Annotated in this window: 32 protein-coding genes; 25 read left to right on the top strand and 7 right to left on the bottom strand. The window is 33.6% G+C overall.

Annotated features, from left to right (window positions below; genetic code table 11):
• Nucleotides 1-5: 5 nt before the first annotated feature.
• On the top strand, nucleotides 6-1,385 hold the full coding sequence (gene lpdA, locus RTP99_RS22240) for a dihydrolipoyl dehydrogenase (protein WP_000041226.1): 1,380 nt from the start codon (nucleotides 6-8) through the stop codon (nucleotides 1,383-1,385).
• A gap of 82 nt (nucleotides 1,386-1,467) precedes the next feature.
• Here the strand turns inward: lpdA and RTP99_RS22235 are convergent, their stop codons facing one another.
• Both RTP99_RS22235 and RTP99_RS22230 read right to left on the bottom strand, forming a co-directional pair.
• Nucleotides 1,468-2,064 carry a hypothetical protein gene (locus RTP99_RS22235; RefSeq protein WP_000914467.1) on the bottom strand — a complete coding sequence of 199 codons (597 nt, stop codon included), beginning with the start codon at nucleotides 2,062-2,064 and terminating at the stop codon, nucleotides 1,468-1,470.
• Between the two features lie 305 nt (nucleotides 2,065-2,369).
• Nucleotides 2,370-2,867, bottom strand: coding sequence for a hypothetical protein (locus RTP99_RS22230; RefSeq protein WP_000836196.1), 498 nt, complete (start codon nucleotides 2,865-2,867; stop codon nucleotides 2,370-2,372).
• A 251-nt stretch (nucleotides 2,868-3,118) separates the two neighbouring features.
• Between RTP99_RS22230 and RTP99_RS22225 the strand changes: the two genes are divergently transcribed.
• The 8 genes from RTP99_RS22225 to RTP99_RS22190 all read left to right on the top strand — a co-directional run bounded on the left by RTP99_RS22225 (nucleotide 3,119) and on the right by RTP99_RS22190 (nucleotide 8,294).
• Nucleotides 3,119-3,889, top strand: a complete 771-nt coding sequence (locus RTP99_RS22225) for a DeoR/GlpR family DNA-binding transcription regulator (RefSeq protein ID WP_000493616.1) — start codon at nucleotides 3,119-3,121, stop codon at nucleotides 3,887-3,889.
• Nucleotides 3,890-3,901: 12 nt separating this feature from the next.
• Entirely contained in the window at nucleotides 3,902-4,444 is a 543-nt protein-coding gene (locus RTP99_RS22220) for a GNAT family N-acetyltransferase (protein WP_000584356.1), read from the top strand.
• A 26-nt stretch (nucleotides 4,445-4,470) separates the two neighbouring features.
• A complete protein-coding gene (locus RTP99_RS22215; RefSeq protein WP_000499963.1) occupies nucleotides 4,471-4,809 on the top strand; it encodes an NIPSNAP family protein in 339 nt (112 codons plus the stop codon).
• Nucleotides 4,810-4,832: 23 nt separating this feature from the next.
• Nucleotides 4,833-5,000 (top strand): hypothetical protein, encoded by a 168-nt coding sequence (locus tag RTP99_RS22210; RefSeq protein WP_000850651.1) that lies wholly within the window; start codon nucleotides 4,833-4,835, stop codon nucleotides 4,998-5,000.
• Nucleotides 5,001-5,123: 123 nt separating this feature from the next.
• Entirely contained in the window at nucleotides 5,124-6,974 is a 1,851-nt protein-coding gene (locus RTP99_RS22205; protein ID WP_046647310.1) for a sigma-54-dependent Fis family transcriptional regulator, read from the top strand.
• A gap of 112 nt (nucleotides 6,975-7,086) precedes the next feature.
• Complete coding sequence (locus tag RTP99_RS22200; protein WP_000873848.1) at nucleotides 7,087-7,344, top strand: DUF3977 family protein; 258 nt, start codon at nucleotides 7,087-7,089, stop codon at nucleotides 7,342-7,344.
• Between the two features lie 136 nt (nucleotides 7,345-7,480).
• Nucleotides 7,481-7,720, top strand: coding sequence for a DUF3953 domain-containing protein (locus tag RTP99_RS22195; RefSeq protein WP_001080079.1), 240 nt, complete (start codon nucleotides 7,481-7,483; stop codon nucleotides 7,718-7,720).
• Nucleotides 7,721-7,835: 115 nt separating this feature from the next.
• The gene (locus RTP99_RS22190; protein WP_046647307.1) at nucleotides 7,836-8,294 is read left to right on the top strand and encodes an SRPBCC family protein; all 459 of its coding nucleotides are present in this window, start codon (nucleotides 7,836-7,838) and stop codon (nucleotides 8,292-8,294) included.
• Between the two features lie 29 nt (nucleotides 8,295-8,323).
• Here RTP99_RS22190 and RTP99_RS22185 read toward each other — a convergent pair whose 3' ends face one another.
• On the bottom strand, nucleotides 8,324-8,626 hold the full coding sequence (locus RTP99_RS22185) for a hypothetical protein (RefSeq protein WP_000076717.1): 303 nt from the start codon (nucleotides 8,624-8,626) through the stop codon (nucleotides 8,324-8,326).
• Nucleotides 8,627-8,722: 96 nt separating this feature from the next.
• On the opposite strand from RTP99_RS22185, the gene RTP99_RS22180 reads away from it, so the two are divergent.
• Entirely contained in the window at nucleotides 8,723-9,160 is a 438-nt protein-coding gene (locus tag RTP99_RS22180; protein WP_000062910.1) for an NUDIX hydrolase, read from the top strand.
• A gap of 35 nt (nucleotides 9,161-9,195) precedes the next feature.
• On the opposite strand, the gene RTP99_RS22175 is transcribed toward RTP99_RS22180, so the two are convergent.
• Complete coding sequence (locus RTP99_RS22175) at nucleotides 9,196-9,807, bottom strand: TetR/AcrR family transcriptional regulator (RefSeq protein WP_000799595.1); 612 nt, start codon at nucleotides 9,805-9,807, stop codon at nucleotides 9,196-9,198.
• A gap of 159 nt (nucleotides 9,808-9,966) precedes the next feature.
• Between RTP99_RS22175 and kynU the strand changes: the two genes are divergently transcribed.
• The 5 genes from kynU (at nucleotide 9,967) to RTP99_RS22150 (ending at nucleotide 14,442) form a co-directional block, all read left to right on the top strand.
• Nucleotides 9,967-11,253 carry a kynureninase gene (gene kynU / locus RTP99_RS22170; protein WP_000287845.1) on the top strand — a complete coding sequence of 429 codons (1,287 nt, stop codon included), beginning with the start codon at nucleotides 9,967-9,969 and terminating at the stop codon, nucleotides 11,251-11,253.
• A 2-nt stretch (nucleotides 11,254-11,255) separates the two neighbouring features.
• On the top strand, nucleotides 11,256-11,885 hold the full coding sequence (gene kynB, locus RTP99_RS22165; protein WP_000858052.1) for an arylformamidase: 630 nt from the start codon (nucleotides 11,256-11,258) through the stop codon (nucleotides 11,883-11,885).
• A gap of 32 nt (nucleotides 11,886-11,917) precedes the next feature.
• Complete coding sequence (gene kynA / locus RTP99_RS22160; RefSeq protein ID WP_000661937.1) at nucleotides 11,918-12,757, top strand: tryptophan 2,3-dioxygenase; 840 nt, start codon at nucleotides 11,918-11,920, stop codon at nucleotides 12,755-12,757.
• A 115-nt stretch (nucleotides 12,758-12,872) separates the two neighbouring features.
• Nucleotides 12,873-13,790 carry a serine hydrolase domain-containing protein gene (locus RTP99_RS22155; RefSeq protein WP_001009748.1) on the top strand — a complete coding sequence of 306 codons (918 nt, stop codon included), beginning with the start codon at nucleotides 12,873-12,875 and terminating at the stop codon, nucleotides 13,788-13,790.
• 16 nt (nucleotides 13,791-13,806) lie between these two features.
• A complete protein-coding gene (locus tag RTP99_RS22150) occupies nucleotides 13,807-14,442 on the top strand; it encodes a Pr6Pr family membrane protein (protein WP_046647304.1) in 636 nt (211 codons plus the stop codon).
• Nucleotides 14,443-14,469: 27 nt separating this feature from the next.
• Here the strand turns inward: RTP99_RS22150 and RTP99_RS22145 are convergent, their stop codons facing one another.
• Nucleotides 14,470-14,802: a DUF3889 domain-containing protein gene (locus RTP99_RS22145; RefSeq protein ID WP_016717655.1), complete on the bottom strand. Its 333-nt coding sequence runs from the start codon at nucleotides 14,800-14,802 to the stop codon at nucleotides 14,470-14,472.
• A gap of 296 nt (nucleotides 14,803-15,098) precedes the next feature.
• Between RTP99_RS22145 and sleB the strand changes: the two genes are divergently transcribed.
• From sleB to RTP99_RS22110, 7 genes are all read left to right on the top strand, one after another.
• Entirely contained in the window at nucleotides 15,099-15,878 is a 780-nt protein-coding gene (gene sleB / locus RTP99_RS22140) for a spore cortex-lytic enzyme (protein ID WP_001249040.1), read from the top strand.
• Nucleotides 15,879-15,893: 15 nt separating this feature from the next.
• Nucleotides 15,894-17,234 (top strand): germination protein YpeB, encoded by a 1,341-nt coding sequence (ypeB, locus tag RTP99_RS22135; protein ID WP_000943716.1) that lies wholly within the window; start codon nucleotides 15,894-15,896, stop codon nucleotides 17,232-17,234.
• Nucleotides 17,235-17,260: 26 nt separating this feature from the next.
• The gene (locus RTP99_RS22130) at nucleotides 17,261-17,857 is read left to right on the top strand and encodes a YhcN/YlaJ family sporulation lipoprotein (protein WP_000697993.1); all 597 of its coding nucleotides are present in this window, start codon (nucleotides 17,261-17,263) and stop codon (nucleotides 17,855-17,857) included.
• 118 nt (nucleotides 17,858-17,975) lie between these two features.
• Nucleotides 17,976-18,332 (top strand): lipoprotein, encoded by a 357-nt coding sequence (locus RTP99_RS22125; protein ID WP_000976539.1) that lies wholly within the window; start codon nucleotides 17,976-17,978, stop codon nucleotides 18,330-18,332.
• 25 nt (nucleotides 18,333-18,357) lie between these two features.
• A complete protein-coding gene (locus RTP99_RS22120) occupies nucleotides 18,358-18,855 on the top strand; it encodes a GNAT family N-acetyltransferase (RefSeq protein ID WP_001020859.1) in 498 nt (165 codons plus the stop codon).
• Between the two features lie 104 nt (nucleotides 18,856-18,959).
• A complete protein-coding gene (locus RTP99_RS22115; RefSeq protein ID WP_046647300.1) occupies nucleotides 18,960-20,027 on the top strand; it encodes an aromatic acid exporter family protein in 1,068 nt (355 codons plus the stop codon).
• A gap of 16 nt (nucleotides 20,028-20,043) precedes the next feature.
• Complete coding sequence (locus RTP99_RS22110; RefSeq protein WP_000158244.1) at nucleotides 20,044-20,580, top strand: DUF1697 domain-containing protein; 537 nt, start codon at nucleotides 20,044-20,046, stop codon at nucleotides 20,578-20,580.
• 44 nt (nucleotides 20,581-20,624) lie between these two features.
• Here RTP99_RS22110 and RTP99_RS22105 read toward each other — a convergent pair whose 3' ends face one another.
• Nucleotides 20,625-21,026 (bottom strand): hypothetical protein, encoded by a 402-nt coding sequence (locus tag RTP99_RS22105; RefSeq protein WP_001015813.1) that lies wholly within the window; start codon nucleotides 21,024-21,026, stop codon nucleotides 20,625-20,627.
• Nucleotides 21,027-21,236: 210 nt separating this feature from the next.
• Between RTP99_RS22105 and RTP99_RS22100 the strand changes: the two genes are divergently transcribed.
• Entirely contained in the window at nucleotides 21,237-22,406 is a 1,170-nt protein-coding gene (locus tag RTP99_RS22100; protein ID WP_000025611.1) for a ParM/StbA family protein, read from the top strand.
• 11 nt (nucleotides 22,407-22,417) lie between these two features.
• Nucleotides 22,418-22,753, top strand: a complete 336-nt coding sequence (locus RTP99_RS22095) for a hypothetical protein (protein ID WP_029438566.1) — start codon at nucleotides 22,418-22,420, stop codon at nucleotides 22,751-22,753.
• Nucleotides 22,754-22,862: 109 nt separating this feature from the next.
• Here RTP99_RS22095 and mleBCA read toward each other — a convergent pair whose 3' ends face one another.
• Nucleotides 22,863-23,726, bottom strand: coding sequence for a BCA family alpha/beta fold macrolide esterase (gene mleBCA / locus RTP99_RS22090; protein WP_000136589.1), 864 nt, complete (start codon nucleotides 23,724-23,726; stop codon nucleotides 22,863-22,865).
• A 183-nt stretch (nucleotides 23,727-23,909) separates the two neighbouring features.
• On the opposite strand from mleBCA, the gene RTP99_RS22085 reads away from it, so the two are divergent.
• Complete coding sequence (locus tag RTP99_RS22085) at nucleotides 23,910-24,836, top strand: NADP-dependent oxidoreductase (RefSeq protein WP_000644567.1); 927 nt, start codon at nucleotides 23,910-23,912, stop codon at nucleotides 24,834-24,836.
• The last annotated feature ends 23 nt before the right edge of the window (nucleotides 24,837-24,859 follow it).

The raw sequence follows: 24,859 nt of genomic DNA, 5'->3' as shown, positions 1-24,859 counted from the left end.
AGAGAATGAGTAAACTAGTCGTTATTGGTGGCGGACCTGCTGGCTATGTAGCAGCAATTACCGCGGCTCAAAGTGGAAAAGAAGTCACTCTTATTGATGAAGCTGATCTTGGCGGGACTTGTTTAAATGTTGGGTGCATGCCTACAAAATCATTGTTAGAAAGTGCAGAAGTGCATGACATTGTGAGAAAAGCGAATCATTATGGAGTTATGCTTAACGAAGGAAGTATTTCAGTTGATTGGAAGCAAATGCAGGCGAGGAAATCACAAGTTGTAACACAGCTCGTCCAAGGAATTCAATATTTAATGAAGAAAAATAAAATAAAAGTTATACAAGGTAAAGCAAAATTTGAAACGGATCATCGTGTGAGAGTTACACACGGTGGTAAAGAAATTGTAGTAGATGGAGAACAATTCATTATTGCAGCAGGTTCAGAACCGACTGAATTACCTTTTGCTACATTTGATGGGAAATGGATTTTAAATAGTAGCCATGCAATGTCCCTAGAAAATATACCGAAATCATTATTAATTGTTGGTGGTGGTGTAATAGGATGCGAGTTTGCAAGTATTTATAGTCGTCTTGGAACAAAAGTTACGATTGTTGAAATGGCACCGCAATTATTACCTGGTGAAGATGAAGATATCGCACACATTTTAAGAGGGAAACTAGAAAATGATGGGGTAGAAATATTTACAGGAGCAGCTTTAAAAGGATTAAATAATTATAAAAAGCAAGCTTCATTTGAATATGAAGGAAGTACCCAAGTAGTTAATCCAGAATTTGTTCTCGTTTCTGTCGGCCGAAAACCACGTGTACAACAATTAGATTTAGAAAAAGCAGGCATTCAATATTCAAATAAAGGAATTTCTGTGAATGAACATATGCAAACCAATGCATCACATATTTACGCAGCGGGTGATGTGATTGGTGGAATCCAGCTTGCTCACGTTGCTTTCCATGAAGGAACGACAGCAGCATTACATGCGAGTGGAGAAGATGTAAAAGTAAATTATCATGCTGTACCTCGCTGTATTTATACAGCTCCAGAAATTGCTAGTGTCGGTTTAAGTGAAAAATTAGCAAGAGAGCAATATGGTGATATTCTTATCGGAGAGTTTCCTTTTTCAGCAAATGGAAAAGCGCTTATTATTGGAGAACAAACGGGTAAAGTAAAAGTCATTGTGGAACCTAAATATCAAGAAATTGTAGGGATTTCTATTATTGGTCCACGTGCAACCGAACTGATTGGACAAGGAACTGTAATGATTCATACAGAAGTTACTGCTGATATTATGAGAGATTATATTGCAGCACACCCAACTTTATCTGAAGCGATTCATGAAGCGCTATTGCAAGCGGTAGGACATGCTGTACATGCTTAAATGGAAGTGTAATAAACCACTATTCTCTAAATGTATGAGAGAATAGTGGTTTGAATTTTTACAGAAGAAATTGAATATCCTATTATTTTTTTACGTCAATCGCTGAAGTAATATCGTTCCAATCAGCAGCTAAATTAGCAGTTTTACCGTACCAATCAGCGTGTTTAAATATAACACCTTTTCCATATCCTTGTGTAGAAGTATGCTTCCAAAGTGTCGTTGAATAACTTGCTGAAGGCGATGCTGTACTTACAGAGGAAATTCTGTCGTTCCAGCTAGATGGTAAGTTTTTAAAGCCGCTGCTCCAGTAAATATATTGGCCACCTTTATCTTTATGTTCATAAAAATCAGTACTACCAGCACCGCTACCTAAAGGATTGATTTTATTTTTAAGTACTTTTTTATCCTTTTCAATATAAGTATCTAATGTTTCGCGGCTAGTAAAACCATAAGCTAGCCAATCTCCATTTTCATTTTGCCCTGGTAATACCATAGTAATTTGGATGTCTTTCTTATCTTGATCACTTAATTTTGTAAGAGAATTAACATTCTGTTCATCCACTTTTAAATAATCAAAAGACTTAATTGTGTTACCTTTTTCTTCAGCACTTGCTACTCCTAGTCCTCCAGTTAATGCAAATCCCACTACTAATGTACCTGCTACTAATTTCTTCAACATATAACCATCCCTTTTTGTTTAGATTTTTGTACTAGTAAAATGTATTCTAATTATCAACTATCGTAAATATTCTGAAGTTTTAGAAGTGAAAGGTGGAATATTTACAGTTTTGCATTTTTTTCTTTAGAAAAAATAGGTATTAGAATGATATAATAAATAGATATATCGATTTTGTTGGATGTTAAAATGTTTTAGGAGGGAAGCTGAAGAAGTAACGATTTGTGCAAAAGATGTATTGCTGGAGATAGATTACTAGTAAACTTGATGACTTTACAAACAAAAAAACAGTCGTATTTGACTGTTTTTTATTTAGTTGCTAAATTATCAAGTTTCCAATATGTATCTGTTAACGGCGCGGCTTTGCTATCTATGTATAGATACATATTATTTAAATCTTTTGGTGAAGTTTTCAGTTCAAATACAACGTCAGTAGTTAAAGAGAATTCGTGTGGAACATTTTTATAGTGCTCGTCATATATCGGATGAGCTTCACCTTCATATTTCTGACCAGTTTTTTCATCTTGTATGAAATATTTTATTTCCGAAAGATCAATAGTTTGTCCATCATCTCGAACATTATTAATCATAACACGAGTAGTAATGCGCCATTCTTTGTCTATTTTTTCGAATTTAGCATTTTCAACAGTTGCTCTATAGTATTCATTTTTAACTATTTCCCCATAATGCATTGCATTCTTTTCAAGAGCGCTCTTTTCTTGTTTTGGTGCAGTATTCCCATTACACCCTGCCATTAGTCCTGTAAATAATAATGCTGTACAAGTTACTTTCATTATAGATTTCATAATAATTCCTTTCTGTGTTAAAAAGTGAGACATAGGAATAATTTTACATTAATAGAAGGATGAATGGAAGTATAATTGTGAAACATGCAAATATGCATTTATTTAGTTGTTAATTTAATGGGATAGAAAAAGGGAGAAAACCTGTATAGAGCTGAATACAGAAGTATTGAAAATATTGTAAAACAGAAAAAACATGCATATAATTAAAAGATGGATAAATTTTACGAATATTCAATGATAGTGGTGAGAACATGTTTACTGAAGAGCGTAGAGAGAAAATTTTGGAGTTACTTAAGAAAAACGGAAGGGTAATTGCTAAAGATCTTGCGGAAAGTTTTGATATGTCTATTGATTCAATAAGAAGAGATTTGTCTATTATGGAGAAGGATGGCTTATTAAAAAGAACGCACGGAGGTGCAATTGAACTTGCTCGAGTAAGGAATTTAGCTGCTGAGCGATTTGAACGTTATAGTAATGGTTCTGTATATGAAGACGCAATTGCAAAAATCGCAGCTTCTTATATACAAGAAGGAGATTCTGTTTTTATTGGTGGGACTTCTATTCATTATGTCATGTTAAAATATTTACCTGAAACATCATTTACAGTTGTTACAAATTCTATAGAAATTGCTAGTACGTTACGGGAATGTAAGAACATTGATACGTACTTAATTGGTGGAAAGGTGAAACCATCAGGAAATATGACAGATACACTTGCCTCAGAATGGATAAGTAGATTCTCTATTGATCTGTATTTCTCTACAGGTGGTGGCATTTCATTGAATGGTATAAGTACTGCAACGCCTGAAGTTGCTTATTTTAGTAAAACAGTAAATAAGATTGCTAGACGAAATATTTGTTTAGTTCCTCACAATAAACTTGGAATAGACTACTTTATAAAAGGAGAATCACTGATTGAAATTGACCTTATAATAACAGATTCAGAGGCTAGTAAAGAAACGATTCAACAATTTGAGAAACAAGGTAAAGAAATTGTAATAGCATCAATAGACTACTTTTAAAAGGAGCTTGAAATGATTATAAAAGGACAAAAATTCCACATAAATGGATTAGTTTATACAATTCGTTCGGCAACTGAAACAGATGCGGAACAGTTATCAGAAATTAGAGTTCAAATCGATGGAGAAACTGAAAACATGGATAGAGAAGCTGGAGAGGGATTTATAGATAAGATAGGTTTTCAAAAAATAATAAAAGCAGATAGTGGCGAGACAAAGAATTTGTTTTTAGTTGCAGAAGTGCACAACCGAATCGTTGGGTTTTCAAGATGCGAAGGGTCAAATTTGAAGAGATTATCTCATAAAGTAGAATTTGGCGTTTGTATTTTAAAAGAGTTTTGGGGATATGGAATAGGTAAGAGTCTATTGCAACAATCTATTCATTGGGCTGATGAAAATGAGATTAAAAAGATATCATTACAAGTATTAGAGACAAATGAAAAAGCCATTCAACTTTATAGAAAATTAGGTTTTGAAGTAGAAGGAATTTTGAAAAATGATAAAAGACTGTCAGATGAAAAGTATTATAATACGGTTGTAATGGGAAGGTGTATTTGAGGTGTTTATAAAAGAGGTGGAAATGTATGTTTTATAGAAGAAAGTACTATATAGTAAAGAATGAATTTATAGAAATATTTAATGAGCATTTTAATAAAACAAACTTACCAAATCAGTTAAAGCATGGTTCCAGGCTAATAGGACGCTGGATGAAAGATAATAAGAATGGTACGACTGAAGTGTTTGCAATATGGGAATATGATAGTTATGAACAATATAAAGAAATAGAATCAAAGATTAGAAATGACGAGAAGCATATTAGAAGAATACATGAATGGTATGAAAAACATGGCGGGAAACAATATGTTTTTCAGGAGTACATAGTAGAGATGAAAAATGAAGAGTTAGTGTGTACTGTAAAGTGATAGAGATGTGAGGGATAATGGGAATGAAAACAAAATTATATTTTAGTGTAGCATCCACAATTTTATTTGCAATAGCCGTGATTGTTTTCTTTATAAATGGAAATCCACAAAAGTGGTTTTGGTTATGTATTTTCTTTGCTTCCATTATACAAAATATAGTGCTACTAAAAAAGAATAAAGAAGCGCATTAAGATATTCAAATTATTAACATATTTGTGTCGTCTTTCTAGTTTTGTTGAAAACGCTTTTATTCAGTTTTATAATAAAAGTATGTTTTTACAAATCTCCAAAATAATGAATAGGGAGATGATATAATGCTAGCTTCACCGTTTTACTTACATACATGGAAAAAGTTTGTTGATGAAGGTGTCCTTGATTCGAACCGTATAAACGAAAGAATTTCAGAGTCATGGTATCGATGTAAACAAGCAAATGTGAATCCTCATATGAATAAAGGTCAGAAAATTTTGTCTTCTAATATTTTTCAAGACCAAAAGAAAAAGAGTGAAATCTTCCTAGATATAGCAATACCTCAAATACAAAATATGAGAAAAACCATTGATGAACTGCAAATGATGGCATTATTAATCGATCCAGACGGTTACGTTCTATCGTTAAGTGGAAATAAACAAACGTTGCAACGAGCGAAACATATTAATTTCGTTGAAGGTGTGAAATGGACGGAAGCGGCTGTTGGTACAAATGCGATAGGAACAGCGTTAGAAATTGAAGAGGCTATTATGATAAGTGGTACAGAGCATTATTCTGTCGCATCTCATAGCTGGAGCTGTGCGGCCGCTCCTATTCATAATGATGATGGGAAATTAATAGGCGTTCTAGATTTCTCTTGTCCGATTGAGTTTTCGCATCCATATATGCTCGGTATGGTAACTTCGATTGCACATGCGATTGAACGTGAATGTAGTATTCGAGTACATCAAAATGAACTGCAGTTAATCCATCGTTTTTTAGATGTAATTGACAGTGATGAACAAGTAGTAATTTGTAATCATCGCGATGTTATCGTTTCTGCGAGCAAGAGGGTTCGGGAACGAGTATGTAATTGGTCACGAATGAAACTTGCAGATTTAATGCACTATGGATTGAAAACTAAATTAGAAGTTCCAGTATACAGTAATAATAGAATGATTGGGAAATGTATCTATGTAAAGGAAAATAAACAAGGAAATTTATTTTCAACTGTCCCACTTATAAACGGAATTACTTTCCCTGGAGTGATTGGGACGAGCAGTGCATTTCAACATACTTTAGAAGAAATTAAGCTTGTATCTCCAACTGATGCTAGTGTGTATGTGTGCGGGGAAACAGGTGTAGGGAAAGAATATGTAGCGAGAGCGATTCATGAAAATAGTCCAAGAAAAGATGGTCCATTTATAGCTGTTAACTGCGGTTCATTACCGAAAGAATTAATGGAAAGTGAATTGTTTGGTTATGCTGAAGGAGCGTTTACAGGTGCACGGCGCCAAGGATATAAAGGGAAATTCGAACAAGCAGATGGAGGAACAATATTTTTAGATGAAATTGGTGAAGTGCCTCCAGAGATGCAAGTCGCATTATTGCGTGTTTTACAAGAACGAACAGTAACCCCAATTGGCAGTTCAAAAGAGGTACCGGTAAATATTCGTATTATTACTGCGACACATAAAGATTTATTGCGATTAGTAGAAGAAGGGAAATTTCGTCAAGATTTATATTATCGGTTACATGTTTATCCGCTTTATGTTCCAACGTTAATAGAAAGAAAAGAGGATATTCCATACTTCATAAAACATTTTTGTGAACAAAAGAATTGGAATGTTGTATTTCCAAAAAGTATTTGTAATCAATTTTATCAGCATACATGGCCCGGAAATATTCGAGAATTATTAAATGTATTAGAACGCATTTACATTTTATCGCAAGGACAGGAAATATGCGAAAAACAAATCTCTTTTTTATTACAAACAATGATGGGAAATCAACATCAACTTGCATTGCAAGCAGAAAATAAAATAGAGAACACATTAAATTTCCGCGAAAGAATACAGCGTGACAGCATGATTGAAGCGCTAGAAAAGACGAACGGAAATGTTTCGTTAGCTGCAAAACTTTTAGATGTACCTCGAAGTACATTTTATAAACGAATGCAAAAATATAAGCTATAAAGTAGATTTTTGTAATCTACTTTTTCTTTGTGGGCTCATGTTCTGTCGGAATATGCGCTTACCGGGGAAATAATAAAATAGTTAGAAATAAATTTCCGAAAGGGGGACTTATGTGAAGTATATTGAAATTGGTATTGGAAATAGGTGGTTCGTTCGAACAGAAACCGAAAATAAAGATGGAACTGAATTTGAGGAAAGAGGAATTATAAAACCTATTTATTTTGAGTCACTGTACGTACGAATGTGGTTTCGGAAAACGTGTTTAATTTTTGATACGAAAGAAGGGTTTAAAAAGGTTAAGAAGAGGAGGATTGATTATAAATTTATAGTTGGAATTGTAAGTAGACTGAATAAAGAAAAGGTGTACTAACATACGTAGTTATATTGACCAGAAAATCCTTTTGACTTATATCAAATTCATGAAAAGCAATTTTTATAAATATAAATTGATAATAAAACCGCTAAGGAAACTTAGCGGTTTCTTTTTAAATAGGAGGGATTTTCGTATGAATAGGATCGTAACGGTTTTACTTGCAATTATTATAATGGGGTATTCCATTTATAGTTGGAATGATACTTCGGAAATGAGTATGCTAATTTTACAAACGCTTTTAGGTTTTATGTTAGTTAGCTTAGGGGTGCAAAATTTAAAAAATAACGAAAAAGAAAATAGAAGTATAGGGATCGCTTTATTACTCGTGGCTTTGTTTTTAATTGTTGTATCTTTAATAAAATATTTTGTATGAATAAGTTTTTAAATTAATAAAAAATTAAAATTCTACTTGTATTTCACTATATAAAATATGACATAATGATTTAGTTAAAATAGAAATGGATAGGGTATTTGAGAGGGGCAGTATAATGAGTTTTGCAATAGAAATAGTAATAAAAGCACCAATGGATGTTGTATGTGACTACATAATAGAAGATGAAAAAATAAAAGAATGGAATACGTTTATAATAGAAAATCGCTATCCTTCAAATATGGATAAAGAGAATCCACGTGTAGGAGATAAATATATTACTGTTCAAAAAGTCGGTAAGAAAATATTCGAGGCTGAAGTAGAAATCCTTGAATACGATGCACCTCATATTATTTCACTTGGCAGTGAAATGAAGCAAGGTTATTCAGCAATGACTTATATGTTAGAAGAAGATGAGGAAGGTACAGCACTTACATTAATTTCAGAATATGAACCTAGTAATTTTTACTATAAAATTATGTATAAGTTAACAGGCTGGATTTCACGAGGTTTAACTATGGAACAAATTGAGCGTCTAGCAGAATGTGTAGAAGCTGCTTATCATAAAGAAGATTAATATTAAAGGCATGTATGAAGGTAAAAGCGTTACTCAATCTCAGGAGTAACGCTTTTACTGTTTAAAGATTTTTTATTGAAAACCTCAATAGCTCTTTCATATATTTCTTTATCAATACAAAATCTTTCTGTTATCCAATAATTAAGTTCAGAAGATGTAAGGCTTTGTTCTCTTTTCTTACCTTTTTCCCAGTCAATTATTTTAGTAAGAGTTTCCCACTTTATTTTTTCTTGATGAGCTTTAATAAGCTCATTTAAAAACTTTAAGCTAGTAGGTTGATTTGTAGTACCTAAAAATGATAGAAATTTATTTACTAGTTTTTCTTGAGACATTTTCTGATCCTTTCTATATAGAAATCGTTTTTGGTATTATTATACAATAGATATCAGAAAATACAGGTATTTATTAATGGAGTGGGAGAGAATTATATGTCTATGTCGCTATATTATAAAAAAATCCGGGAGAAATTAGGCCATGAACTAATTTTTATGCCGAGTGTAGCTGCGGTTATAAAAAATGAGCAAGAAGATATTTTATTTCAATATCCTGGCGGGGAATACTGGAGTTTGCCAGCTGGAGCAATTGAGCCTGGAGAAACTCCAGAAGAAGCAGTAGTTCGTGAAGTGTGGGAAGAAACAGGATTGAAAGTGCAAGTAAAAAAACAAAAAGGGGTGTTTGGAGGAGAAGAGTATCGCCATACATATCCGAATGGCGATCAAGTAGAATATATTGTTGTTGTGTTTGAATGTGAAATTACTAGTGGAAAACTGAAATCAATAGATGGTGAATCTTTAAAACTACAATATTTCTCATTATCTGAAAAGCCTCCTTTAGCACTACCATACCCAGATAAAATATTTTTATAGATGTAAAATAACACACCTTATTTATTGAAGGTGTGCTATTTATATAACCCCGTTGTATACATTTCCGTCAATGTATGTACTATCTCTTCTAACTCTAATTTTTTATCATTTTTCACAATCGTCCAAAGAAATATCTCATTCATTGCGAACCAAGCACGTGCTACAGTTTCTTTATTTAATTCAGGATGCGCTAACCCATTTTCTTGAGAGTATGTAATATCTTGCGTAATGCTGTTTATAAATCGTTCTCGAATCTCATCCCATTTTTGACGTATCTCTTTTGATAGCCCGATTGCTTCTTCTACAACTTGTAAAATAGCTCGTTCTTTCTCTGCTAGTTGGAGGAATGCCCTCACTTGGTTTTGAATCATATTACGTGCTTCTTCTTTTGTTTGAGGAGAAAAAGAGCGCTCAGCAATATCATAAAATTGATTCATAACATCTTCCATTAAAACGGTGAGGAGATCATCTTTGTTTTTGAAGTATACATATGCCGTTCCATAACCAGTTTCTGCATGTTTAATAATTTGCGTAATGGTTGTTTTCTGAAATCCGTTATTAATAAAAACAATGTATCCGGAATGTAAAAGTTTCTTTTTAGTTTCTAAGGAGCGGTGTTTTCTTGATGAAAGAGTAGTGTTTTTCAAAGAATCACCTCTTTATACTGAAATATCTGAAAATATAACTGTATTGTAAAAGAAATTCATATATAAAGTCAACTGACATAATATCATTGACGTTATATCAACTAAGGTGATATATTTCAATTAGTTAGAATAAAAAGAAAATTAAGAGAAGGTGACACCATGTATACAGAACCATTTCAACCAACTTATGAGTATGCGCTTGAATGTGATAAACATGATGAACTGAAAGATTTTCAAACTGAATTTTATAAAAAAGAAGGAACAATATATTTAGATGGAAACTCATTAGGGCTACTTTCAAAAAGAGCAGAAAAATCATTACTTACTTTGCTAGATTCATGGAAAGAGTACGGTATTGACGGCTGGACCGAGGGTGAGCATCCGTGGTTTTTCCTTTCGGAGAAATTAGGTGAATTGACTGCGCCTCTTATTGGAGCTTTACCAGAAGAAACTATTGTAACCGGTTCCACGACAACGAATATTCATCAAGTAATCGCAACTTTCTATGAGCCGAAAGGAATTCGCACAAAAATTCTTGCGGATGAGTTGACATTCCCGTCCGATATATATGCACTTCAAAGTCAAATTCGTTTAAAAGGATTAGATCCAGATGAGCATTTAGTACGAGTGAAGAGCCGAGATGGTAGAACACTTTCTGAAGATGATATTATTCATGCAATGACAGATGATATCGCGTTAATTTTATTACCTTCTGTACTATATAGAAGTGGCCAAGTTCTTGATATGAAACGTTTAACAGCGGAAGCGCATAAGCGTGGTATTCATATCGGATTTGATTTATGTCATTCGATTGGTTCTATTCCGCATCATTTCAAAGAATGGGATGTTGATTTCGCTATTTGGTGTAATTATAAATACTTAAATGCAGGACCTGGTGGTGTTGCTGGTCTTTATGTAAATAAAAAGCATTGTAATAGACTTCCAGGATTGTCTGGATGGTTCAGCTCTAGAAAAGATAAGCAGTTTGATATGGAACATACATTAACAGCTGCTGATCATGCAGGTGCATATCAAATTGGTACCCCTCACGTATTAAGTACAGCGCCGTTAATCGGTTCTCTTGAAATTTTTAAAGAGGCTGGTATAGAACGTTTACGTGAAAAATCTTTACATATTACAAGTTACATGCTTAATTTAATTGCTCATGAATTAAGTGATTTTGAATTTACAATTGGAAATCCATTAGAGGATGAAAAACGAGGCGGGCATATTTATTTAGAGCATGCAGAAGCAGCACGCATATGTAAAGCGTTAAAAGCAGATGGAGTTATCCCTGATTTCCGTGCACCTAATGGAGTAAGACTTGCGCCAGTCGCTTTATATAACACATACGAAGAAGTGTGGAAATCTGTACAAATATTAAAGAAAATCATGAAAGATGAAGAATATAAACAGTTTGAAAATAAGAGAGAGGTTGTGGCATAAGTATGAAAACATCAGAGTGGATTGATATTTCACAACCGCTAAATAATGATATTGCTACTTGGCCAGGGGACACACCGTTCTCGTATGAAGTATCATGGCCGAAAGAAGAGAGTGGCTCAGTAAATGTTGGAAAATTAACGATGAGTATTCATACAGGTACTCATATTGATGCACCGTTTCATTTTGATAATGAAGGAAAGAAAGTAATAGATTTAGATATTCAAGTTTATGTCGGCCCAGTACGAATCATTGACGTTTCTAATCTTGAAAGCATCGGAAAAAAAGAATTAGAAAACTTTAATTTAGAAGGAGTAGAACGGTTGTTATTACGCACATCTTCACATGGTAAAGTGAATGAATTCCCAGATGTAATCCCGCATTTACATGCAGATATAGCACCGTTTCTTTCAGAGAAAGGTATACGTTTAATCGGGGTGGATGTACCGTCAGTTGATCCATTAGATGATAAAGAATTAGAAGCGCATCATCAATTGTTTAAACATGGCATACACATTTTAGAAAATGTCGTACTAGATCACGTAGCAGACGGCGATTATGAATTGATTGCATTACCACTTGCCTTAACAGATGCAGATGGAAGTCCAGTTCGAGCAGTTATTAGACCAATATAAGTAGAAATATATATAAGGGGCGTTTGGCTAATATGAAAGAAAACGAAAAGATAATTATGGAAAAAGGGATTCATACGGATTTTAAAGAGAATATGACGTACGGGGAATATTTACAATTAGATAGTTTACTATCTTCTCAAAAGAGATTATCAGATCACCATGATGAAATGTTGTTCATCGTTATTCACCAAGCAAGTGAACTTTGGATGAAGCTTATTTTACATGAGTTATATGCAGCAATTGAATCTATTAAACAAGATAAATTACAACCAGCTTTTAAAATGTTAGCGCGTGTATCAAAAATTCAGTCGCAAATTATTCAATCTTGGGATATTCTTGCGACATTAACACCATCCGAGTACATTGAGTTTCGTGACTCGCTCGGTCAAGCTTCAGGTTTTCAATCGTATCAATATCGTATGATTGAGTATGCGCTAGGTTATAAAACGCCGCATGCATTAAAAATTTATGAAAAAGATCCAGAATTACACGCTCGACTTCATACGGCGCTACATGCACCAAGTTTGTATGATGTCGCAATTCAAGCACTTGTAAAAGAAGGATTCCCTATTCATAAAGATGTGTTGAATCGTGATATTACGCAGCCTTATGAAGAAGATGCCACGGTAGAAGCGGCATGGCTTGAAGTGTATGCCGATGTGAAAAAGTATTGGAACTTATACCAACTTGCTGAAAAATTAATTGATATTGAAGATTGGCTACAACAATGGCGTTTCCGTCATATGAAAACGGTAGAACGAATTATCGGACATAAAATGGGAACAGGTGGATCTTCAGGTGTATCTTATTTAAAACGAGTACTTGATCAACGATTCTTCCCAGAGCTTTGGAATGTTCGCACGAAATTATAGAAACAAACCTGTCAGCTAAACTGACAGGTTTGTTTTTTTATTTGAATTCAATTATGTTTTAATAGAAGCTACAACATATAATAAATGAAGTGATTTTTTAAACGGAGGTAAAGTTTTGAATTTCAAGCAGCTAGAAAATAAATTTGAAAAGAAAAAAGTGAATACATTTCTTGTTTATCAAAAAGGAGAATTAACAACCGAGTATTATAAAACACCCGAATGTACAAATAACTTATATAAAATCAATTCGATTACAAAAAGTATCGTATCTTTATTAATTGGTATTGCAATTGATAAAGGCTATATAAATGATATACATACACCTATTACAGAGTGGATTGAAAATGTACCTGAGGGAAAACATGATTTGACGCTTTATCACTTATTAACAATGACTACTGGTGAGGAGTGGAAAGAGTTTGGAAATGGAGTAGTATTCCCGAATGACTTTGTAGAATCAGCGAACTGGGTGCAATATATATTAGAAAAACCAATAATTGAAGAACCGGCTACAAAAATGAATTATAACTCAGGGTCTTCGCATTTACTTAGTTACATTATCCAAAAAGCTACTGGAATGCCGACAGAACAGTTTGCGAAAAGGTACTTATTTAATCCGTTAGAGATTACAGAATATGAGTGGCAACAAGATTCCCAGGGAATATATGTTGGTGGTTTCGGTATGAAAATGAAATCTAAAGATTTATTAAAACTCGGAATATTATGTTTGCAGAATGGAATTTGGCAGGGGAATGAAATTGTATCATCGAAATGGTTAGAAGAATCAAGTACACCTCTATTTGAAACGTATGAACATGTCGGGGCATATGGATATCACTGGTGGGTATTGAATAACGAAAGATTTCACATACCGTATTGTATGTACTTTGCTATGGGATACGGCGGGCAATACATCGTTGTCATTCCGCAGTTAGAGGTGGTTGCTGTAATTAGTAGTCATATGCCTAAACGTGGGCTCGTTCCATTAAAGTTATTTATTGAGCATGTACAGGAGAATTATAAGTTTGTATAAGAAGAGGAGGGACTGTATGGGGGATGTAAAAACATTATCTTTATTTAGACTATGTTTAAGCCTTCTAGCATTTAGTGCAATCATTACGCAATTTATAATACGGGCACAAGTGAAACCGTTCAATCCAGTTAATTTTTTCAGTTTCTTCACTATCGAAAGTAACATTTTAGTTGCATGTATTCTCCTTTTAAGTAGTATCGGAACAGCTACATTTGGTCGATCAGAACAGTTTGGTGTACTTCGTGGTGCAGCGACTGTATACATACTTACGACTGGACTCATTTATTTTTTATTATTAAGAGGGTTAGAAGAATCACTTCAAACCGCAATACCATGGGTAAATACGGTGTTACATTATATCATGCCAATTGCCATGCTTTTAGATTGGATATTAAATCCACCAAATAAGAAAATCACTTGGAAACAAGCCGCAAGTTGGCTCTTATTCCCGTTTTTTTACGTTTTATATAGCTTAATACGTGGTCCAATCGTGAATTGGTATCCTTATCCGTTTTTAGATCCGAGAATAAGTGGATATGGTAGAGTACTTTTATACAGTATAGGAATAGCAGTTGTAATTGGCGCTATTTGTATATTGGTAAGATTTTTAGGGAATCGAAATTTTAGAAATGAAAGAAACCCGGCTGTTTAAATTCATAACAGCCGGTTTTTTTTCATTTTATCTACTCGTTTTCTGAAACGACATTTTAATAAATTTCTCCGTCTTCGTTTCAAACTCTACATCAACAAAAACACCATATTCTTTTCCATCCTCACGTAGCCACAATTTAAATTTTTCAATTGTTATTTGAACGGTTTTTGGTTTTCTACCTATATGAAGGTAATCAATAATCTCCGCTTTTGGGTATTGTTCTTTCGTTTTCTCTACAGCAAGTTTACCCCATTTCGCATAAGGTGGCTGAGCATGAACAATTGATGAGCCTGTATATACATTTGAACATGTTATTAGGAACAGAAGGACGAATGCGACACGCTTTAACAATTTCTTCACGATGAACTCCTTTTATCCTTTTTTATCCCACTTTAATGGGCAGTAAGCCCCCCATCTCAAAATTCAGCGAAAGTAAAGAAATTAGGTGGGGGTCGGGCTGCTCATAAAAGTTCGATTGGTTCAACTAATAATCAGTGGGGGATGAAGAAAACCCCCACTGATTAAAGTCTCACTTTATATTGTTTACATATTTTTTCAACGATATTAGTTTGGATTTTTTTGTCTTCTTTACATAAAAGCGAGGCTTTTACAAAACATAACCAAGAAATCATTTCCGTAATTAAGGAGGGAAAATTATGCGCCAAAAAGCTATTTTTAAAATAGCAGTTTTGCTTGCGTTCATAGGACTGTCTTTCATGGTCAGTAGTATACAACTAAAAAATGTAGAAGCCTTTTCTAATCAGGTCATTCAAAGGGGAGCATCTGGCGAAGATGTCATTGAACTGCAATCTCGTTTGAAATATAACGGATTTTATACAGGAAAAGTGGATGGTGTTTTCGGCTGGGGTACATACTGGGCACTTCGAAATTTTCAAGAGAAATTCGGTTTACCTGTTGATGGTTTAGCCGGAGCTAAAACGAAGCAAATGCTCGTGAAGGCAACGAAGTATGATAAGTCAACTGCTAATAAAGGAACGACAACGAATAAAGGAAATAGTGGTGGTACAGCACAAGAAAATAAACCACCTCAAAATAAAGGGACAAATGTTCCAAATGGTTATTCCCAAAATGACATTCAGCTTATGGCAAACGCAGTATATGGAGAATCTCGTGGTGAGCCGTACTTAGGACAAGTTGCAGTCGCTGCAGTTATTTTAAATCGTGTTACAAGTGCATCATTTCCAAATACTGTTTCGGGTGTGATTTTTGAGCCAAGAGCATTTACAGCGGTAGCAGACGGACAAATATATTTAACGCCAAATGAAACAGCGAAAAAAGCTGTATTAGATGCAATTAATGGATGGGATCCAACAGGAAACGCATTGTATTATTTCAATCCAGATACTGCAACAAGTAAATGGATTTGGACTCGTCCACAAATTAAAAAGATCGGGAAACATATTTTCTGTAAATAGAGCGGAGGTGGAACTATGTTACGAGGTATTATAATCGTATTATTAACAGTTGGTGTAGTCGGGACAGGATACTGGGGCTATAAAGAGCATCAAGAGAAGAATGCAGTATTAATTCGGGCAGAAAATAGCTATCAACGTGCGTTTCATGATTTAGCGTATGAGGTTGATTTATTGCACGATAAAATTGGAACAACGCTTGCGATGAATTCGCGCGCATCTTTATCGCCTGCATTAGCAGATGTATGGAGATTAACATCGGAAGCTCGTTCGGATGTAGGACAACTTCCTTTAACATTAATGCCTTTTAATAAAACGGAAGAATTTTTAGCGAATATCGGTGATTTTAGTTACCGTGCAGCCATTCGCGATTTAGAAAAAGAGCCGTTAAATGATCAAGAATACAAAACGTTGCAAACTTTATATTCCAATGCAGGAAATATACAAGATGAACTAAGAAAAGTGCAACATCTTGTTTTGAAAAACAATTTACGCTGGATGGATGTCGAGATGGCACTCGCATCAAATCGTGATCCTGCAGACAATACAATTATTGACGGATTAAAGACAGTAGAAAAAAATGTAACATCGTATTCTTCTACAAACTTCGGACCTACCTTTACAAGTGCACAAAAAAATAAAAAAGGTGGATTTGAAGCAGGAGGAAAAGCAATTTCAAAAGATGAAGCGGCGAAAATTGCAAAATCGTTTTTAAATTTAAAAGGAAATGAAAAGGTAGAAGTCGAGAAAAGCGGAAAAGGTGCGAAAGAATCTTTCTATAGTGTGAAAATTAAAGATGAGGCAACGAATAATGAGTTTTATATGGATATTACCGGGAAAGGCGGATATCCAATTTGGGTTATGAATAATCGAGAAATTAAAGAACAGAAAATTAGTTTAAACGATGCGGGAAGTAAAGGTTTGAAATTTTTAAAGGACCATAAGTTTCATAATATGGAGCTTTATGATAGCTCACAATATGATAATGTTGGTGTATTTACGTATGTAGTAAATGAGAATGGCGTACGAATTTATCCAGAAGCAATTCAAATGAAAATTGCTTTAGATGACGGTTCTATCGTCGGATTTTCGGCAAAAGAATATTTAGCATCACACCAAAAACGAACAATCCCTTCGGCAAAGCTAACTGCAGCAGAAGCAAGAAAGAAAATAAACCCTGATGTAAAGGTAATGGAAGAGCGAAAAGCAATGGTAGTAAACGATTTGCATAACGAAGTACTTTGCTATGAATTTGTAGGTACTTTAGGGAAAGATACGTACCAAATTTTCATTAATGCAAATAGCGGAGCAGAAGAAAAAGTGAAGAAAATGCAAGCTGTTGAAAAAATTTATGATTAAACTTGAATGGTAAAGTGGTGAGAATAATGAAGATTTTAATATATCTATTGATGGTTTGTTTATTAATAACTGGATGCAGTATTGGAAAAAAGGATAATCCAAACGAAAAGCCCGAGCAAAAAAATGTTTCAATGAAAAATGTTAATTATACAAATAAGTCAAATAAGCCAAATGAAAAAGCAGCGGACCATTTAGCATCTTTAGCGGCAAGTGTGCCAGGTGTAAATGATGCGACAGCGGTAGTAGTTGGGAAATATGCTATTGTAGGAATTGATGTAAAAGCGAAACTAGATCGAACACGTGTTGAGTCCATAAAATACTCTGTTGCAGAAAGCTTAAAAAACGATCCTGATGGTGCTAATGCAGTCGTTGTAGCAGATGTTGATACGTATGAAAGACTGAAACAAATTGGAAAGCAAATTAAAAAAGGGAAAACAGGTGAAGGTATACTGGATGAGTTAGCAGCAATTGTTGGCCGAGTAATGCCACAAGTTCCAAATGACATGATTGAAAATCGAGAAACGAATCCAATAAAAGATAATGATAAACAATTACCAAAAGATGAAGAACAAGAACTGAGAAAAGAACAAAATGACCAATCAAATAATCATTTAAATAAATAAATTTAACCGTAACCGTAACCCTGTACTAAATTGTACAGGGTTTTTCAATATAATATTAAATATTCAGTTTATTTTTAAGGGAATATATGGTTTAATTATTATGGGAGGGACAACTGTTATGATGAAAAAAAGCACATTAATATTATGTAGTTTATGCTTAGGTTTCAGTATGACAGCGTGTGAACAGAAGAAAGAAGTAAAAAAGCAAACAGCGACTTCTTCTACTGTGATGGAAAATCAAAAGAAAGAATCTATCAATATAAATCATTTCTCCAATATAAATGAAGGAATGACTTATAAAGAAGTGAAAGATTTAATTGGTTTTGAGGGGGATTTACTCATAGAAGAAGGGGTGGAACATTCTACACAAATTAAGCAAATCTTTGCTTGGAAGGGAAGCAATCCAACTGCATTAGTTGAAATTACATTTTTAGATGGCAAAGTACATTCTAAAGTGCAGCAAGGTTTAAGTTAATAAGTAAAAAATGGGAGAGTTTATCATGAACATACATACAGGGGAAATTCAATTAGTTCCGTATAAAGAGGAATTTAAGGAAGTTATACAAACATTTACTTTACCAAGTGAACAAGTTCAATTTACATCGGACCCAGTTGAATTATTGAAAAAAGCAAAAAATGATCGTACAAAAAATGTGATTGTTATTTTAGATTACAATGGGGTACCTGTTGGTCTTTTTGCATTGCAAACAGGAGATAGAGTGCAGGAGTTCACAGAAAATGAGAACGCTTTACTTTTAACTTCATTTTCTATAAATCACAATAGACAAAGGAAGGGATACGCTAAAAAATCACTGGCACTATTACAAGAGTTTGTACAATGTTATTTTCCGATGAAAAATGAAGTTGTACTTGCTGTGAATGAAAAAAATATTCCTGCACAAAATTTATATGAAAAAGTTGGCTTCCAAGATAAAGGTTTTAGAAGAATGGGACCAATTGGTCAACAAATCATAATGCATTTATCTATCATAAAATAACGAGAAAAAACTTACTCTTGTACAAAAGTAGTAAGTTTTTTATTTAGAAAGATATATAATATAGAATATATAAATAAACGAAATAGAAATGAAGGAAATACAAAATGAATCAAGTTAGAAAATGGAATATTATTGGTGGAAGGGTGATAAAAACAGGAATTGCGGTTTTTCTTACAGTTCTAGTTTGTGAATTTTTTAATATTCCAACTATATTTGCTGTTATCACCGCAATTGTAACGATTGAGCCAACTGCAACGGATTCTATAAAAAAAGGACTGGTTCGTTTTCCAGCTTCAACAATTGGATCAGCATATGCAATGACTTTCACATTTTTCCTAGGTCATCAGGCGCTTTCTTATGCGTTAGCAGCGATGTTTACAATCGTTACATGTCAAAAACTAAAGTTACATGCGGGAACGTTAGTTGCAACATTAACTGCTGTTGCAATGATCCCAATTACGGCAGATCACTATTTTACTGCATTTTTAATTCGATTAGCTACTACATCTACTGGTATTATAGTGTCTACTTTAGTGAATTTTTTCATCTTACCACCACATTATGTTAAAACAATTTCGGGATGTACAGAGGAACTATTTGTTAAAACGGCACATATTATGGAGGAATGGCTTAATGCATTAATTGAAGGGAAAGTGATAACCAAAGAGACAACTCATAATCTATCTAAAGTGAATTTATTATTACATAAAGCGGTACAATTTGTTCAATATGAGCAAAAAGATTGGAAATATCATCGACATACAAAAAAAGAAATGAGAAGTTTTTTACTTGTACAAAAGCAACTTCATTTATTACAGCAAATTATTTATCATATAGATAATTTAGCTCGAACACCAATTGAAACATGTGACTGGTCGCAAAATGAAAAAGAGATTTTACGACGAACAATTCATTCTATAATTTCAATATTAAGAAATAATTGTAATAAAATAGATGAGGAACATTTTAAACTGATTGATGAATTAGACAAGCAATTTTGGAATTATAAAAATGATTTAGCCCATTGTAAACCGAATCAATATCATCATCATTTTTCCAGTGAATCTATCATTTTATTTGAGGTATTATCAATACATGATATGTTAGAGGAATTAAAACAAATATTTGAGAAATATGAGGGGGAAAATCAATTCAATTGTTCAGTTCATTAAAATGTGGAGGATTGCTATGACAATTTATATTGCACTACTAAGAGGAATCAATGTAGGCGGTCATAAGATAATTAAAATGGCTGATTTAAAACAAACGTTTGAATCAATAGGGCTAAAACAAGTAAAAACATATATTCAAAGTGGTAATATCGTGTTCGAATCTGAAAGAGATATTGATTTTTTAAACAAACGAATACAATCTGAAATTAAAAACGTTTTTGGTTTTGATGTTCCGGTTATGTTAAGAACACATGAGGAATTTATAAATGTTATAAAAAGATGCCCCTATGAAGTCAATTCATTGCGAGAAGGCGAAAGTATACATGTTGCCTTCTTAGCAAATGAACTTTCTGAATTAGAAAAAGATCAGCTACTTATGCAAAAAAATGAGACTGAAGATTGTTATATACATGAAAAAGTTGTGTATTTATTTTTCAAAAATAGCATTCGAAATTCAAAATTAATGAATCAGTTTCAGAAGTTACATACACCAGCTACAGTAAGGAATTGGCGGACTGTGAATAAATTAAAAGTGATAGTTGAGGGGATGTAAATATAAAAAGATGAGATTTTCTGTATAAAGAAAATCTCATCTTTTTATTTATATTGTTTTGCGACTATAAGTTCGACAATAGGATAAATAAAGAATGAAGAGCAAAGGGCGATAAAAAGAGGCAGATTCTTTATTTCATCAAGTGATAGGAAGGCAAATCCTTCTGATACTATTAAAATAAAAAACATAAGGCATATAAGTACAAAATAAGCAACTTTAAAACTTTTATATTTAATTTGCTGGCCCATTTCATCTTGGCTTTCTTTCGATACTCCGTTTGGATCTCCCCAAGTAATTTGATTAATTAAATTACCGATAATTAACGAAAAAGCGAATATTGTTCCTCCTAAAATCGAACCTTCCGTTACATATTTATACGCCCCATGTATGAGAACTACGATTAATGATAAAACGATAATCATGAAAATAAATTTTTTATGATTCAATTTAGAAATAGCACCTCCATAATTGTAAAAAACTCTTTACATATATAGTGTAAAATTGGAAAACCTTCATGTCAAATATTTTTTACATGAAAGGTGTAATAATATAATGTTTTGTTTTTGCGATTAATAAAAAATTACATTACATTTGAATGTAAAAGAATGGGCTCGCATATATTTGGAAGGGATGTCAGATTAATTTAGGGGGTAGTTATGTCTATTCTTTTAAAAGCTGGTGCTGATGCAGGAAATAACGGTTTGAAGTTAATGGTGAAAGGGCAAGATCCTATTTTTATTCCGAGTATATATGCTTTATATATAGGAGAGCCTACAGGATTGTTAGATGAGGGAGATGTTTCATTATCTGAATTAGAAAATCACATTGACGTGACCATTAGTTCTCCATCGTTAATGTTAAATAATGTGCGGTATATCGTTGGAGAAAAAGTCATTCAAGATCAATTAAAAGGTACTGAAGTTGAGAAGAAATCGAATAAGTCAACTGATGAGTTAATGGTTATTACGATTCTATCTGGTTTAGCGGTAAGTGCTATGCGTCAAAGTCCAACTTCTAGTCATATTAACATTCGTTATGATTTATCTGTTGCTCTCCCTATGCAGCTTATTACACAAGAAATAGCTGCGGAAAATGCGAAACGTTATATGGGGAATCATAAGGTTGTGTTCCATTATCCAAACGGACGTGATGTTACAATTAATATTTCCATCGAATATTGTAAATGCCTACCTGAAGGTGCTTCTGGGACGTGGGGCATTGTATATGATGAAGAAGGAAATGTTGTAAAACATAAAATAGAATGTGAACAAAATAAAGTGTCAGAAATTGATTTTGTTGATAAAACATTATTATCTTTTGATATTGGTGCAGGGACAACAGAAGAAGTCGTTTCACTAGGTGTAAACTTTAGACCACAACTAAGTAAGGGTTTATCGTACGGTGTGAAAGAAACGTTACTACAAATTATTACGAGATGGAACCGGAAGTATCCAACAAAGACAATTGATAGTATTACAGAATTCAATCAAATTTATTTAAATGATAAACACCCTAGAAATGCATTATTAGTTGAGGAATCACAACCAGCACTATTAGGTTTAGCAGCGCGTGTTGCAACGGATATTATTAACAAAATTGATGATATGAAAGACGATCCATATGTATTTATTTATGGCGGGGGCGCAGTTATCATAAAAAATAGCCTGAAAATGATTTTAAAACAAAAAGGGCGTTTAACAAATGTAATCTTTGTAGATAATCCATTATTTACAAATGCACGTGGATTATTAGTCTACACTTGTTCGCCAAAATATAGAGAGCATAAGCAAAAAGAGTTAGGATTTACAAACTTAACAATAAGTTAGTTGGTGGAAGTATGCGATCTAGGCGATATAAACGTGGTGACCGAGTAAAAATTAATATTCATAAGTCAGTATCACCTGAAATGCTTGCATGGCTGAATAAACAATCAAATCCAACCAACTTCTTTTTCTTTGCAGCGCAGCAACTTTTTAAACAAGTAGGAGATATTGATGTGTCAAAAGCTATACCAAGTAGCCATGTTTTCTCGTTATACGTGGAGCCATCATCTTTATTAAAAGTAGAAGTTAATCCTTTTAAAAGCGTACCACTAGAAGCAAATAAATCCACCGATAATATAAAAAAAAAATCATGGGAAGCTGTTGACCAATTAGATTGTCCGTTTTTTTAAACATAGAAAAATATAAGTATTGCCCATCACTATACATACGGATACAGTGATGGGCTTTTTTACATGTAAAGATAGGGGGACACAAATTGCGGCGTGCCCCTCCTATTCATTATTTTTCTATTATTTTAGCTGTATGTTCAGTAACAGCATGAATGATGTCTTCCCAGTCATCAGGATGAATCTCATGTCCGGCGCCTTCAAGAGTTAATAGAGCTGAGTTAGGAATCTCGTCGATAAGTGCGAGACCATGTTCAAAAGGGAGTGCGGTATCGTCTGTTCCGTGAATGACTAATGTAGGTGCTTGTATGGAGTGAAGCACCCCTTCATATGCATCATCGCCTTGAAGTAAAGCGTGATTAAACATGCTTAATAAATTGTTAGCTCGTTCAATTTCTTGTTTTACTTGATTATAGACTCTTTTTTCATCAAATGTGCGTTTGGACCCGCATAATAGACGGGTCCCTGAAACTAAATATTCTGCTACAACATTTTCATTTGTCCAATCTAAATGCGTGCCATTTGCGTGATGTGTTAAAATTCTTTCATCCATCGGAGGTAAATCGCGCGTGTTATCGTCAGAGCCTATTATACTTGTAGCTAATAATGTTAACGATAAAATTCTTTCGGGATGTTTTACAGCAGCAATTTGAGCGATCATACCCCCTAAAGACATCCCGAATAGATGCGCTTGATCAATATGATAAGCATCAAGTACCCCAATTGCATCTTCAGCCATATCCGTAACGGAATAATTAGAAGTTCCAGGTTCATATGCGACGGAGCGTCCCACATCACGGTTATCAAAACGAATAACAAATGCCCCGCTATTCGCCAACTGTTCACAAAATTCTTCATCCCAATAAACCATTGAACACGTAGCACCCATAATTAATAAAATAGCTGGATTTTTAGGGTTTCCAAAGCTTTCTGTACATATATCAATCCCGTTTATTTTAAATATCTTTTCAGTCATAGAGTTCTCTCCATTTCTTTTGAATGTAATTAAAAACACAATTTTGAATGACTCTAAGGTGTGTGTAAGATTTTCTATGTTTCTTGCATAATTACCCCCAAAAATAAGTTTATGATAATTTAAGGAAAAAAATTTTGAGAAATATTTGTATGTTATTAAAATAAACAGTAAGGAGGAGAGGAAATGAAAGCAATTGTTATAGATCAATATGGTAGTGTTGAAGAATTAAAAGAAAGACAAGTTTTAAAACCAGTTGTTAAGAATAATGAGGTATTAATACGTATTCTCGCAACATCTATTAATCCTGTTGATTGGAAAATAAGAAAAGGAGACTTACAAGAACAGTTGCGTTTTTCATTTCCAATCATTTTAGGGCTAGATGTAGCGGGAGTTATTGAAGAAGTTGGGGAAGAGATAGAATGTTTCAAAATAGGAGATAAGGTGTATACGAAACCTGAAAATATAGGGCAGGGCTCTTATGCTGAATTCATTACAGTAAAATCGGATTTAGTATCCTATATGCCTACAAATCTGAGTTTTGAAGAGGCAGCTTCTATTCCTCTTGCAGGACTTACTGCATGGCAAAGTCTTGTAGATTACGCAAAAATAAAAGAACATGACCGAGTACTTATTCATGCTGGAGCTGGTGGAGTTGGAAGTTTGGCAATCCAAATCGCAAAATCATTTGGAGCTTTTGTTGCGACAACTGCCAGTAGTAAGAATGAAGAGTTTTTAAAGTCTTTAGGGGCAGATCTCGTTATTGATTATAAAAAAGATAAATTTGAAGAATTACTATCAGATTTTGATATTGTATTAGATACAATAGGTGGGGAAGTACAAGAAAAAAGCTTTCAGATTTTAAAACCTGGTGGTGTATTAGTTTCGATTGTCCATGAACCAATTCAAAAAGTAAAAGAGATAAAATCAGGTTTTTTATGGCTAAAACCAAACGGAAAACAATTAGAAGCATTATCAGATTTAATTGTACATGGAAAAGTAAAACCAATTATAAGTAAAGTTATGCCGTTTAGTGAGGAAGGGATTAGAGAAGCTCATATTTTGAGTGAAGGTCAGCATGTTAGAGGTAAGATTGTAATTAAAATGGAATGATAATGAAAATATTATTTATATGG

It is taken from the genome of Bacillus sp. (in: firmicutes) (genome assembly GCF_031983925.1).
Taxonomy (GTDB): Bacteria; Bacillota; Bacilli; order Bacillales; family Bacillaceae_G; genus Bacillus_A; species Bacillus_A pacificus.
Note: the sequence above shows the minus strand (reverse complement) of the source record. Positions and strands in the feature narration are given on the sequence as shown.